This window comes from Nonomuraea sp. NPDC048892, from assembly GCF_040649735.1.
GTDB classification, from domain to species: Bacteria; Actinomycetota; Actinomycetes; order Streptosporangiales; family Streptosporangiaceae; genus Nonomuraea; species Nonomuraea maheshkhaliensis.
The window spans coordinates 882,326-894,497 of record NZ_JBEZFZ010000002.1; the positions used below are offsets into that span (position 1 = coordinate 882,326).

Annotated in this window: 14 protein-coding genes; 8 read left to right on the forward strand and 6 right to left on the reverse strand. The window is 71.3% G+C overall.

The window, feature by feature from the left end; translation table 11 throughout:
- Positions 1-76 precede the first annotated feature (76 nt).
- Positions 77-1,036: a hypothetical protein gene (locus tag AB0C28_RS09425; RefSeq protein ID WP_358073554.1), complete on the forward strand. Its 960-nt coding sequence runs from the start codon at positions 77-79 to the stop codon at positions 1,034-1,036.
- 487 nt (positions 1,037-1,523) lie between these two features.
- Here the strand turns inward: AB0C28_RS09425 and AB0C28_RS09430 are convergent, their stop codons facing one another.
- The gene (locus AB0C28_RS09430; protein ID WP_358073555.1) at positions 1,524-1,709 is read right to left on the reverse strand and encodes a hypothetical protein; all 186 of its coding nucleotides are present in this window, start codon (positions 1,707-1,709) and stop codon (positions 1,524-1,526) included.
- A gap of 114 nt (positions 1,710-1,823) precedes the next feature.
- Between AB0C28_RS09430 and AB0C28_RS09435 the strand changes: the two genes are divergently transcribed.
- Both AB0C28_RS09435 and AB0C28_RS09440 read left to right on the forward strand, forming a co-directional pair.
- The gene (locus tag AB0C28_RS09435; protein WP_357842886.1) at positions 1,824-4,076 is read left to right on the forward strand and encodes a transglycosylase domain-containing protein; all 2,253 of its coding nucleotides are present in this window, start codon (positions 1,824-1,826) and stop codon (positions 4,074-4,076) included.
- A 136-nt stretch (positions 4,077-4,212) separates the two neighbouring features.
- The gene (locus AB0C28_RS09440; protein ID WP_357842889.1) at positions 4,213-4,731 is read left to right on the forward strand and encodes a pyridoxamine 5'-phosphate oxidase family protein; all 519 of its coding nucleotides are present in this window, start codon (positions 4,213-4,215) and stop codon (positions 4,729-4,731) included.
- Between the two features lie 4 nt (positions 4,732-4,735).
- Here AB0C28_RS09440 and AB0C28_RS09445 read toward each other — a convergent pair whose 3' ends face one another.
- Positions 4,736-5,125, reverse strand: a complete 390-nt coding sequence (locus AB0C28_RS09445) for a hypothetical protein (protein WP_357842891.1) — start codon at positions 5,123-5,125, stop codon at positions 4,736-4,738.
- A gap of 133 nt (positions 5,126-5,258) precedes the next feature.
- On the opposite strand from AB0C28_RS09445, the gene AB0C28_RS09450 reads away from it, so the two are divergent.
- Complete coding sequence (locus AB0C28_RS09450) at positions 5,259-5,663, forward strand: VOC family protein (RefSeq protein ID WP_357842894.1); 405 nt, start codon at positions 5,259-5,261, stop codon at positions 5,661-5,663.
- Positions 5,664-5,827: 164 nt separating this feature from the next.
- Here the strand turns inward: AB0C28_RS09450 and AB0C28_RS09455 are convergent, their stop codons facing one another.
- Positions 5,828-6,193 carry a nuclear transport factor 2 family protein gene (locus tag AB0C28_RS09455; protein WP_357842897.1) on the reverse strand — a complete coding sequence of 122 codons (366 nt, stop codon included), beginning with the start codon at positions 6,191-6,193 and terminating at the stop codon, positions 5,828-5,830.
- Between the two features lie 386 nt (positions 6,194-6,579).
- Between AB0C28_RS09455 and AB0C28_RS09460 the strand changes: the two genes are divergently transcribed.
- Positions 6,580-7,182 (forward strand): TetR family transcriptional regulator, encoded by a 603-nt coding sequence (locus tag AB0C28_RS09460; RefSeq protein WP_357842900.1) that lies wholly within the window; start codon positions 6,580-6,582, stop codon positions 7,180-7,182.
- Between the two features lie 154 nt (positions 7,183-7,336).
- On the opposite strand, the gene AB0C28_RS09465 is transcribed toward AB0C28_RS09460, so the two are convergent.
- Both AB0C28_RS09465 and AB0C28_RS09470 read right to left on the reverse strand, forming a co-directional pair.
- On the reverse strand, positions 7,337-8,101 hold the full coding sequence (locus AB0C28_RS09465) for an SDR family oxidoreductase (protein ID WP_357842903.1): 765 nt from the start codon (positions 8,099-8,101) through the stop codon (positions 7,337-7,339).
- Between the two features lie 52 nt (positions 8,102-8,153).
- Positions 8,154-9,122 (reverse strand): NADP-dependent oxidoreductase, encoded by a 969-nt coding sequence (locus AB0C28_RS09470; protein WP_358073556.1) that lies wholly within the window; start codon positions 9,120-9,122, stop codon positions 8,154-8,156.
- A 158-nt stretch (positions 9,123-9,280) separates the two neighbouring features.
- Between AB0C28_RS09470 and AB0C28_RS09475 the strand changes: the two genes are divergently transcribed.
- The 3 genes from AB0C28_RS09475 (at position 9,281) to AB0C28_RS09485 (ending at position 11,372) form a co-directional block, all read left to right on the forward strand.
- A complete protein-coding gene (locus tag AB0C28_RS09475; protein ID WP_357842910.1) occupies positions 9,281-9,664 on the forward strand; it encodes a helix-turn-helix domain-containing protein in 384 nt (127 codons plus the stop codon).
- A 144-nt stretch (positions 9,665-9,808) separates the two neighbouring features.
- The gene (locus AB0C28_RS09480; RefSeq protein ID WP_358073557.1) at positions 9,809-10,810 is read left to right on the forward strand and encodes an NADPH:quinone reductase; all 1,002 of its coding nucleotides are present in this window, start codon (positions 9,809-9,811) and stop codon (positions 10,808-10,810) included.
- Positions 10,767-11,372, forward strand: a complete 606-nt coding sequence (locus tag AB0C28_RS09485; protein WP_358073558.1) for a hypothetical protein — start codon at positions 10,767-10,769, stop codon at positions 11,370-11,372. Before AB0C28_RS09480 ends, AB0C28_RS09485 begins: the two co-directional genes overlap by 44 nt.
- A 76-nt stretch (positions 11,373-11,448) precedes the next feature.
- Here the strand turns inward: AB0C28_RS09485 and AB0C28_RS09490 are convergent, their stop codons facing one another.
- A complete protein-coding gene (locus AB0C28_RS09490; RefSeq protein ID WP_358073559.1) occupies positions 11,449-12,048 on the reverse strand; it encodes a histidine phosphatase family protein in 600 nt (199 codons plus the stop codon).
- Positions 12,049-12,172: the final 124 nt, after the last annotated feature.

Consider the following 12,172-nt stretch of genomic DNA (forward strand, 5'->3'; position numbering starts at 1 on the left):
GTTCGGTCATACTGGTGCCGTCTGACCATGATCACTGGCATGGCCGACGGCCACGGGTGCGGGACGAAGGGAAGCCATGTCCGAATACGGCATCAACCGGCGCCGCCTCCTCACCTCGGCCGCGGCCGTGGGTGGTCTCGCCCTGGGAATGGCGGCCGGGGCAGGGGCCGCCTCCGCCGAGGCGCGCGACGCCGCCGGGGCGCGGGCCGCCTCCCGCGCCGGCCGTGCCGCCGGGACCTGGGAGAACCTGATCGAGAAGTCGTCGTTCGACAGCTGGACGGAGTTCGACAGGGAGTGGAACCTCCTCTACCCCTGGGACGGCGACCCCGACACCCACAACGGCGCCGCGCTGATGCGGGCGAGCCAGGTCTCGCTCTCCGGGGGCGTGCTGACCCTGACCGCGACCAGGCTGTCCGCGCCCGCCGGGGAGAGCGCGCACGCGCCGCACGCCCCGCTGTGGTACCGCTCCGGCGCGATCCACGCCAAGGAGCGGATCATCGTCAACGACGAGTTCCCCGAGTACGACATCGAAGGCGAGTTCAGGACGCAGACCGGGCTGGGGATCTGGCCGGCGTTCTGGACCACGGGGACAGAGCCGAACTGGCCGCCGGAGAGCGACATCCTCGAGTACGTGGGCGACTCGACCAACCTGTTCAACACCTGGAACCAGACCTCCAGCGGCGACCCGGGCGAGACCCAGGACGGCGACGCCTTCGTCACGCGGGCGCCGTTGCCCGTCGCGGACCCGTACCAGGCGTTCCGCAAGTACCGCGTCTGGCTGTACAAGGACGGCCCCGACGTGATGTGCGACTACTACCTCGGCACCACCGGCGGTCAGCTGGAATGGGTGGCGACGCACCGGGGCAAGGGCTGGGCCGGCATCCCGCAGTACCTCATCGTCAACCTCCAGATGGGTTCCTGGGCGTCCGGCCTGGACGGCCCCGACGACGAGGACTGGCCCGCCCAGCCGGGCCCGGCGGGCGACACGTACTTTCACGCCCGCAATATCTGGATGGGTCGTACGCGTATCTCATGACGTTCTGACCTGCGAAAGGGGTCCGGCGGACGGGCGGCTCGGGGCGCGAATACGGGGAAATAATGCGTCAGAGTGGTAAATGTCTGCCAGAGTTATCCTAGAGACATCTGTTTGGTCTCCTTCGTCCATGGAACGGGCGACCTGCCGGACCGGTACGGCACGCCGCCGCCGGTTCCGGGGACACGGTCCGTTCCGTGAGCCCGGGGCGACGGCGCCTGGCCGGGCCGCGTTCCGTCGCCGATGACGTCGCAGACCATGCCGCCGGATGATCGAAGGACCCGTGAGTTACAGCAGCAACGGCCCGGAGCCGACCGGCCGCCCTCGGGAGACCGAAGGGCGTACCCGCGCGTCGGCTCGACCGGGGAGACGTCAGCGCCCGTCCGAGGGTGGCGCCTCCGGCGAGCCCTTCTCCGCCCATGCCGAGACCCATACCGAGCGGCCGGCTCCCCAGCCGGGCGCCCGTCCGGGTGTTCCGTCCGAGGTTCCATCAGGTGCCCCGGCCGACGCGCAGCCGGGTTCGCGGCGGCGCAGGAGCGGTCGCAGGAGACAGGGCGGCGCCGGCGGGCCCGGCGGTGACGGTCCTGGTGGTCACGGCGGTCCCGGCGGTCAGGCCGGTCACGGTCAGGGTCCCGGCGGTCCGGGTGGCCGCGGTCCTGGCGGGCCTGGTGGGCACGGGCCTGGCGGTGGCGGTCCCGGTGGTGGCGGCCCCGGTGGTGACGAGCCGGCGGGGGAGCGCGGCTCGCGCCGTCGCGGCTGGAAGCGCTTCATCCCCAGCTGGAAGATCGTGGTGGCCGGCGTCACCGTCCTGGTGGCGGGCGTCTTCGGCATGATCATGGTCGCGTACGCCAACACGCCGCTGCCCGATGACACCCAGGACCACGCCATCGAGCAGGGCAGCATCATCTACTACCGGGACGGCAAGACCGAGATCGCCCGCCTGGGCACGAAACGCGAGATCGTCGAGATCTCCCGGATCCCCCGGCACGTCCAGGACGCCTTCATCGCCGCGGAGAACCGTACGTTCCGGACAGACCCCGGCATCTCGGTGTCGGGCATCGCGCGCGCGGTGTGGAGCACGGTGACCGGTCAGCAGGTCCAGGGCGGCTCGACGATCACGCAGGAGATGGCCCGCGGCTACTACGACGGCCTCAGCCAGGAGCGGACGGTTCAGCGGAAGGTCAAGGAGATCTTCGTCGCCATCCGCGCGGGCAAGGAGATGTCCAAGGACGAGATCCTGGCCAACTACCTCAACACGATCTACTTCGGCCGCGGCGCGAACGGCATCCAGGCCGCCGCCCAGGCGTTCTTCGACCGGGACGTGGAGAAGCTGACCCCCGCCCAGGCCGCCTACCTGGCCGGCCGGATCCAGAGCCCGGACGCGTTCGACGCGGCGGAGGCGAAGAAGAACTACGCGCCGACCAAGGAGCGGTTCGCGTACGTCATCGACGGCATGGGGATCGTCGACCCGGCGAAGTACGGATCCCTGCGCACCACGGCGAAGTTCCCCAAGCTCGCCAGGCCGGACAAGAAGGAGACGCTCAAGGGCATCAACGGCTACATGGTCGACATCGTCCAGCGTGAGCTGGAGCGGCGGGGGATCACCCGTGAGCGCCTGCGCGCCGAGGGTTACCGCGTGACGACGACGTTCGACAAGAGGCTGATGCGGGCCGCGAAGAAGACGGTCGAGAGCAACCTCGCCGCCATCGGCGACAAGAACATCCACGCGAACATGGCCGCCGTGGACCCGCGCAACGGCCGCGTGATCGCCTTCTACAGCGGCCGCGACTACCTGAAGAGCTTCACCAACAACGCCTTCGACGCCAACAAGCAGGCCGCGTCGGCCTTCAAACCGTACGTGCTGGCCGCCTGGCTGGAGAGCGGCTACAGCCTCAAGAGCTACGTGTCGGGCAAGGGCCCGGTCAGGCTGCCGGGCACCAAGCCGATCCGCAACTCGCACGACCTCGGCGCGGCCGTGCAGATCGACAAGGCCACCGCCCAGTCGGTGAACACGGCGTTCGCCACGATGGCGGAGGAGGTCGGCCTGGAGGAGGTCGAGAAGATCGCCGAGGGCGCCGGGATCGACAAGAAGGACCTGTCCCTGGCCATCAAGGACCACGCCTACGGCATGTCCATCGGCGCCGGCCTGATCACCCCCGTCGAGCAGGCCACCGGGTACGGCATCTTCGCCAACGGCGGCGTCCATCACGACGCCCACGTGGTCATCTCGGTCAAGGCGTTCACCGGCAAGACCGTGCTGCAGGAGGCGAACAAGCCCACCACGGTCATCAGCCCCGACACCGCCGCCGACGCCACGTACGCGATGCAGCAGGTCGTCAAGAACGGCACCGCCCGCGGCACGGCGCTGCCCGGCGGCCGGCCGATCGCGGGCAAGACCGGCACCAACAACGAGAACAAGGAAGCCTGGTTCGTCGGCTACACCCCGCAGCTGTCCGCGGCCGTCGGGATGTACAAAGAGGTTCCGCAGATCAACCCGAAGACGAAGAAGGTCATCAAGGACGCCAACGGCTACCCGCTGCCCAAGGAGGTCTCCCTCGGGAACATCGAGGGCGCCGGCACGCCCACCAAGATCTGGCGCGACTTCATGACGCTCGCGATGGAGGGCAAGCCGGTCGAGCCGTTCCCCGAGCCCGCCTTCGCCGGCGAGCCGCACGACCTGGTGAACAAGCCGGAGCCCAAGCCGACCAAGGACCCGGACGAGCTCGGTGACGACGACTTCGGCAGCGACCCGTCCTGCTCCTTCGACCCCTCCTGCGGCGCCGGCGACCCGGGCGACAGCACCGTCGACGACGGTGGTGACGACGGCGACACCGGCACGTCCGACGAGGACCCGCTGGAGAACGACGGCGACCCGACGTTGAACGACAACGGCGATTCCGACAGTACGGGCGACTCCGGCGGCACCGGCGACACGGGCGGTACCGGTGACTCTGGCGGAACCGGAGATTCCGGCGGAACCGGCGACTCGGGCGGCACGGGCGATTCCGGCACCCCTCCCACGACCGGCCCGCAGGGCGGCTGAGGCCCGACCGGGCCTCAGCCGGTCGGGTGAGGCGTCATCATGGGCGGAAAGATGACAGGAGGTGTCGGGTTTAGGGCCCAGCATGGACGTCAACGCCCGGCCACAAGGGGCCGGGCATGACTCCACGAGGACCTCGATGCACGAAACGCCGGAAGAGCTGAAGGAACTGCAAGCTCTCCTCGACACCTCCCTCGCCCGTTCCACCCCGCATCTCCGCTCGATCATCGGCGGCGAGAGCACCCTGACCGCCGAGCAGCTCACCCAGGTGCTCACCGGCATGCGCACGCTCGCCCTGTCTACCGTGACGGCGAAGGGCGAGCCGCGGATCAGCGGCGTGGACGGGCACTTCCTGCACGGGAGATGGCATTTCGGCACCGCGCCAGGCGCGGCCAAGGCCCGCCACCTCGCCGCCAGGCCCGCCGTCAGCGCCGCGCACCTGCCCGGCGAGGAGCTGGGCGTGTTCACGCACGGCGAGGCCGAGATCCTCAACCCCCGTGGCGGCGAGCCGGCGGCGGACTGGCCGGACCTGCTCGCCTACTTCAAGGACTACTACGGCGAGGACGGCTTCGACTGGGACAACGATGTGGTCTACTTCCGGCTGCGTCCGCAGTGGATGACCGTGTACGCCCCCGACTTCGGCAAACTCGTCTCATGAGCGATCACGGGCGGCCGGCGCGGACCGCCTCGGGGCTGCGGCAGACGAGGCAGAAGCGGTAGAGGTCCACCCGGGTGAGCGTGCCGGCCGGGTTGTAGCGGCGCTTGCAGAAGGCCCGCCAGTTGCCGGTGGCCTCCAGCGCCGCGCCCGCGGTCTGGCACTTGAGGCACGCGTTGGGGTTGTTGTACGACGTGTCGAAGTAGTAGTCGCGGGGGACGGCGCTGTCGCTGCAGGCGACCGCGAGCGCGGCCGTACCGCTCGTTCCTGCGCTCGTCCCCGCGCTCGTGCTTGCGCCGGCGCTCCCGCCGGTCAGCAGCGTGACGACCGTGCCGAGTACGGCCGCCGCGCCCAGAATGACTACCGGCCGGCGTCCCGTTTTTCCCGTGATTGCCATGTCAGCCTCCTCCGTGGTGGAACACCGATTCTCGGCGCGGGCGCCAGGGCGGGACAGGGCGGCGACCGGGCATCGGCCGGACTTATCCCGACATGTCGCCCCGCCCCGTCGTGGCGGGCCCTAGTCTGCCGGCATGCGCATGCTGCACCTCGGGCTGCGGGTCACCGACCTGGAACGCTCGCTCGCCTTCTACACCGCCGTCGGGTACGCCGAGCTCGGCCGGGTCCCCGAGACGGGGTTCGGCAGCCTGACCATGCTCAAGCTGCCCGGGGACCCGTACGTGAGCCTTGAACTCGTGCACGATCCCGAGCGGCCCGTGAAGGACATCGGCGCCGTCAACCACCTCGTCATCCAGGTGGACGATCTCCACGCCACGATCGCCGGCCTCGCGGCCCAGGGCGTCACGGCCGAGCCGGCGGCGGAGCTGGGGCCGGGGTTCTGGACGTCGTGGCTGACCGATCCGGACGGCTACCGGATCGAGCTCGTCCAGTGGCCGCCCGGCCATCCGCCCGGCATGACGGAGGCGGACTTCACCTGACCGCTCCCGATCCCGCCGCCCGATCCCGCCGCCCGGTCCCGCCACCCGATGCCACCGGCCGGCCTCGCCAGCCGGTCCCGCCAGCCGGTCGGGACGTCGCCGTCGGAGGCGGGCGTTCAGCGCGTCAGGGCGCAAGGGCGACAGCGCGTCGGGGCGTCAGGGCGTCATGAGGATGCGTACACGGGTGCCAGGTCGATGAAGATGCGGTAGTCGGAGATCAGGCCGTCGTCGCGGGTGCGCCAGATCGTCACGGCGGCGACGCGGGCGTCCCGGCCGTCGAGCCGACGGTAGGTGACCTCGGTCTCGGCGACGGTGTCGGCGCCGGCCCGCCAGTGCCTGACGATCCGGTGCCGCAGGCCGCCGATGGTGGCGTAGAACGCGCGCAGCCCGTCGGCGACGGCCTCGCGGCCCACCAGCGGCTCGGCGTTGCCGAACACCATCGTGGCGTCCTCGGCCAGCAACTTCGCGAACCCGTCGGGGTCGAACGCGTCGACGGTCTGGAATAGGCGGCGTACCTCGTCGTCGGACATGCCGATCACCCCTGCCGTTAAGGATCGATGCCCTCCACGATGGGCGCCCGGCCGCCACCGGGCAAGCCAGGGATTCGTGGATGGGCGCCTGGCGCACCGCCAGGCAAGCCAGGGCTTCGTACCGGTACGCCCGGAGCAGCGGCAACGCGCTTGCCGCCACCCACGACCACGTCCTGTTCAACGTCGGCACCCGTCGCCGGGACGGCTCGTACGCGTGGGGCGCGACCCAGGTGCTCCCGAATTCTGGACGATTCCTGCACACCGCGTCCTGGGCGTACGATCCGAGCCGCGCGTCGTTCGTCACGCCACCACCGCACTGTGACGTGCCACCTGGCTCGGCGTCGGTGTCTACGTGCGTAGACACCGGTCAACTATACACTTGTAGAATGAGCGACCAGCCCGCATCCGACCGGCGCAGACGCGACGCCGCCGCCACCCGGCAGGCCATCCTCGACGCGGCGGTCGTCGCCTTCACCCGGCACGGCTACGACGGGGTGGGGGTCCGCGACATCGCCGGGAACGCGGGGGTGACCGCGATGCTCATCAACCGCTACTTCGGCTCGAAGGAGCAGCTGTTCGCCGAGGCGGTCGACGTGGCCTTCGCGCCGCGCACCGTCATCACCGGCACGGGACCGGAACTGGCCGCGAGCACCGCCCGCACGCTCGTGGCACGGACGGCGCCTGAGGCCGAGGAACTGGGTCCGTTCCTGCTCATGCTCCGATCGGCTGCTAACCCGCGGGCGGCGGAGATCATGCGCGAGGCGATCGCCCGCCACGCCGGCCGCCACCTCACCGAGGAGTTGTCCGGCGCCGGGGCCGAGGTGCGGGCGGAGCTGATGCTCGCGGTGCAGGCGGGGGTGTGGCTGCTGCGCCGCGTCATCGGCACCCCGGCACTCGCCGAAGCCCACTCCGACGACCTCGCCCAGCTCATCACCACCCTGTTCCGGTCCCTGAACCCCACCCCAGCCGACCCCGTCCCACAGGCGTAGCCGGCCGCGGGCTGACGTCGGGTGCTGGACGTGGACGGGTACAGGCTGATGTCGTGCGCCCGGCCTGGATGGACGCGGGCTGATGTCGCGTACCCCGTCTGGACGGGCGCGGCGCTGACGTCGCGTACCCGGCCCTGGCCTGGACGGGGTGTCGTCAGCCGGCGGTCACGCCGCCGTCGATCGCGAGTGCGGCGCCGGTGATGAAGCCGGCCTCGTCGCTGAGCAGGAACGCCACGAACGCCGCCACCTCCTCCGCCCGGCCGACCCGCCCGATCGGGTGCATCGCCGCCCCCACCCGCAGCGCCTCCTCCGGCGTCGGGCCCATGCCGGCCCGCAGCAGCGGGGTGTCGATGCCGCCGGTGACCAGGGCGTTGACCCGTACGCCCGCCGGGGCCGCGTCGAGCGCCGCCGAGCGGGTGAGACCGATGACGCCGTGCTTGGCGGTGCTGTAGGCGGCCATGCCCGCCTGCCCGGTCACGCCCAGGATGGAGGCGTTGTTCACGATCGCGCCCCCGCCGCTCGCACTCAGCGCGGGGATCTGGTGCTTCAGTCCGAAGAAGACGCTGTTGAGGTTGAGCGCGAGGTCCCCTTGCCAGGCGTCGCCGTCGATCTCGGTCACCGCTCCGATCGCCGTGGCGGCGCCGACGTTGTTGAACACGCCGTCGAGCCGGCCGTACCGTTCGACCGCCTGCCGGACCAGCTCCGCCACCTGCCCTTCCTCGCGTACGTCGGTGGGGACGAAGGTGGCCTCCTGGCCGGCGAGCCGAAGGCCGGCCACCAGCGCCTCGCCCGCTTCCTTGCCTCGGGCGGCGAGAACGACCTTGGCGCCCTCACCCGCCAGCCGCTCGGCGGCAGCGCGGCCCATGCCGGAGGTGGCGCCGGTGATCAGGATGACTTTGCCGGTGAAACGCGTGGACATGATGATTCCTCAGTTCAGTGTTGTCGGGGTGATGTCGATGGCCAGATCAGGCTCAGAAGGTGAGGACGATCCGGCCGCGGACGCCGCCGGCTTCGAGTCGCCGATGTGCTTCTGCCGCCGCGGCCGCGGGGAGGGTCGCCGCGACGCGCGGGGTGAGCACGTCCTGCTCGGCGAGGTCGCGGATCTGGCGCAGTTTGTCCGTCCGGCCCGCGTAGTCCGGGACGAACGGCGTCAGCACAGTGACCCGGCCGCCGTCGTTCGACGTGTGGCCGCCGGGCAGCTTCTCGTCACGGAAGCGGGCGTAGGTCCCGCCGTCGCGGACGGCGTCGAGCAGCCCGGGCCCACCCAGCGCGGCATCGGCGAGGGCATCCACACCGTCCGGATACAACTCCCGAATCCGAGCTGCGGCGTTCGCTGTGGCGCCGTCGCGGGGGACGACGTCGGTCGCGCCCAGGTCACGGACCAACGCCTCGTCGGCGGGGGCGGCGTCGGCGACCTCCGTGAGGCCCGCGTGCTTGCCGAGCTGCACCAAGTACCCGCCGACGGCCCCGGCGGCCCCGATCACCGCCAGGACCGAGCCGGGCGCGAGTGCCAGCTGGTCGAAGGCCAGCAGGGCGGTGAGGCCGTTCATCGGCAGTGTCGCCGCCGCCACGTGATCCAGGCCGACGGGCGCGGGAACGACCCAGCCGGCCGGCAGCACCACGTGCTCGGCGTAGCCGCCGGCGGCCTGGCCGACCGGGATCACCATCGCCATCACCGCATCGCCCACGGTGAGGCCGGTCTCGGTGTCTGGGCCGAGCTCGTCGATCACGCCGGCGATGTCCATCCCGGGCACGTACTGCCCCGGCACCCCGGCGAGCACCTGGGCGTTCGCGCCGGAGCGCAGCAGCGTGTCGGCCGGGTTCACGGCCGCCGCGTGCACCCGCACCTGGACCTCGCCCGGCCCGGCATGCGGATCCGGCCACTCCATGACCCGCAGCACGTCCGGCCCGCCGAAGCCGGAAAAGCCGAGGACTCGCATTGTCGCAGCTCCCGTACGGTTCTCTTTAGTTACCTGGTACGACGTTCGTACCCTCGCATTTCGGGATAAAGGCGACAAGAGAGCACTTTTATGTGCCCAGGTATCACCGAGAGAACCGTTCCGGAACGGAACCAGGTATCGTCCGTATACTTAGCCCTATGGCGGAACCGCTCCCGATCCTCGACGACGACGGCCTGTGCGAGGAAGGCCGCGATCTCATCCGCGGCGTGCTCGAACGCATCGGTGACAAGTGGTCCGTGATCGTCATCTGCCAGCTCGCCGACACCACCCGCCGCTTCAACGAGCTGCGCCGCATGAGCGCCCCCATCACGCAACGCATGCTCAGCGCGACCCTGCGCGGGCTGGAACGCGACGGCCTGGTGACGCGGACCGTCCACGACACCAAACCCCCGAGGGTCGACTACGCGCTCACCCCGCGCGGCACCAGCCTGCTCGAAGTCGTCCGCGCCCTGGCCGGCTGGGCGGAGCGCAACGCCACCGGCATCCTGGACTCCAGAACCGCCTTCGACGCCGCCGGGTGAGTCGAGGCTCGGCTGATGCCGGTCAGGGGCCGGTTCGCCGTGGGTTTCGGCGGGCGCGATCCGCGCTTGACCTGCGCGGACTTCGCCGCCGAACGGCACGTCCCTGCGGTTTCGCGGCCGGGCCTCGTGGACAGGAACGTTCGGATGGAGAACGTCCCTGCGGTCATGACGGCCGCGTACATCACCGGCTTCGGCCCGGCCGACCGGATCACGATCGGTGAGCTGCCGGTCCCGGCGCCCGGCCCGACGGACGTGCTCGTACGCACGGAAGCGCTGGCCGCCAACCAGGTCGACACGTTCGTCCGCTCAGGCGCCTATCGCACCCACACCCCGTTCCCGTTCGTCATCGGCCGCGACCTGGTCGGCGTCGTCGCCGCGCACGGCACCGGGGTCTCGGGGTTCCGGCCGGGGGAGCGGGTGTGGTGCAACAGCCTCGGTCACGGCGGCCGGCAGGGGTCGTTCGCCCAGTACGCGGTGGTGCCCGCCGACCGGCTGTACCGGCTGCCGCCCGATGTGCCGCCGGACCTCGCCGTGAGCGTCCTGCACACCGCCGCCACCGCCTGCATCGGGCTGTTCCGCGAGGGCGGGCTGCGGGTCGGCCAGACCGTCCTCGTCAACGGGGCCGCCGGCGGGGTCGGCAGCGCGGTCGTCCAGCTCGCCGTGGCCGCGGGCGCGCGAGTCGTCGCCACCGCCTCCGCGCGGGACGCCGACTGGTGCCTGTCCCTCGGCGCGAGCGCCGTCGTCGACTACCGCGACCCGCACGCGCTCGAACGGGTCAGGGACGCGGCTCAGGACGGCGTGCACCTCGTCTGGGACAACTCCGGCGTCAACGACCTCGAAACCACGCTGCCGCTGCTGGCCCAGGGAGGGCGCGTCATCGTCATGGCGGGGCTGCGCTCGCGCCCGGTGCTGCCGGCGGGCGACCTCTACCCGCGCGACCTGAGCATCCGCGGCTTCGCCATCAGCAACGCGTCGATCGCCGACCTCCGGTCCGCCGCGACGACGATCAACAGCCTGCTCGCCCAGGGCCGGCTCCGGGCCCGCATCGGGGCGCGGCTGCCGCTGCCGGACGCCGCCGAGACCCACCGCCTCCTGGAACGCCATGGGCCCGACCGGGTCAGGGGACGCGTCGTCGTCCTGCCGTGACTACCACTGCGGTGAGCGGGCTTCAGCGGGCCGCCCCGACGAAGCCGCCGCCTACGTCATCGAGGCCCTGACCGAAACCCTGGAGACGGGTTCAGTACCGCTCGAACGGCGCGCCCGCATGCTGGCCGGCTACCTCGCCGGTGAGCTGACCGAGCGGGCCTGCGAACACCCGCTGCGCGTCCACGTCGCCGCCGAACCGGGCGGCACCCCGCTCGACGACGAGCTGCACCTCCTCGTACGCGATCACGATGGTGAAACGTGCCGCCTGTCCGTGGCCCCGGCCACCACAGTGCCGCCGGCCGGGCCGGACGAGCGGATCGCCTGGGTCACGACGCTGCTCAGCGAGTTTCTCTGGATGAGCAACAACGACGCGGTCCGCTTCGAGGTGTCCGTCGAGCCCCACGGGGACACCGACGCCGCTTCCCGCACGTGGAGAGGTGACGACCTGCGACCGCTGGACAGCGCGGCGCTGGCCGCTGTGCTCGCGGAGACCGAGGAGACCGCCGCCCTCATCGTCGGCCCCGAACGGGCCGCCGTGATCGACGTCCACGACTACTGCTGACGGTCGCCTTGCCGGCCGTCGCGGAACTGCCGCGCGCATCACGCCGCGTCGCGCGCGTTCCAGCGAGCTGAGGGGCTCACACGTGCTGGTCGGGTGGGAAACCGGTCCAGCGGAGGTCCGGCGGCAGGTGGCTCATGTCGTTGAAGTACGCGACCGAGGCGGGCCGGTCCGAGTCGTAGCGGATCACGGTCAGGGCGGCGTTGGCGTGGTTGAGGCCGAGCCAGCGCCACTTCGGCGCGTCGAGCGCGGCGCGAACGAGCCAGCCGATCAGGAAGTTGTGCGTCACGACCAGCTCATGGCGGGTCCCCTCGTCCGCCGGGCCGGTGAACTCGGCGAGGGCCCGCGCGGCGAGGGCGTCGCCGCCGTCGGCGGGAAAATGCTCCAGGAAGGACAGGTAGCGGGCGGCGTGCTCCGGCGGCAGTTCGTCCGCGGTGGGGCGGTACGGGACGTAGTCGCCGGCGGCCTCCGACAGCCGCAGCGGAACGCCGGGCAGGTGTTCGCCGATGAGCGCGGCGGTCTGCGCCGCCCGGGGAAGCGGGCCGTGGTGGACGGCGGACAGGGGGACGTCGCGCAGCCGCTTCCCGAGCAGGCCGGCCTGGCGGCGGCCGTTCGCGGTGAGGCCGCTCTCGTCCGACGTGGCCTCGCCGTGACGGGTGAGATACAGGTAACGGGTCATGATTCGGTCATTCATAGCAGAAGACCGCCACGGGGCCACCGGGAATGCTGCCAGGAAGGTCGCGTGGAGGTGTTGCGGGAACGCCGCCAGGACGTGAGGCCGTGCGAAAACGGTTGGCGGCGGC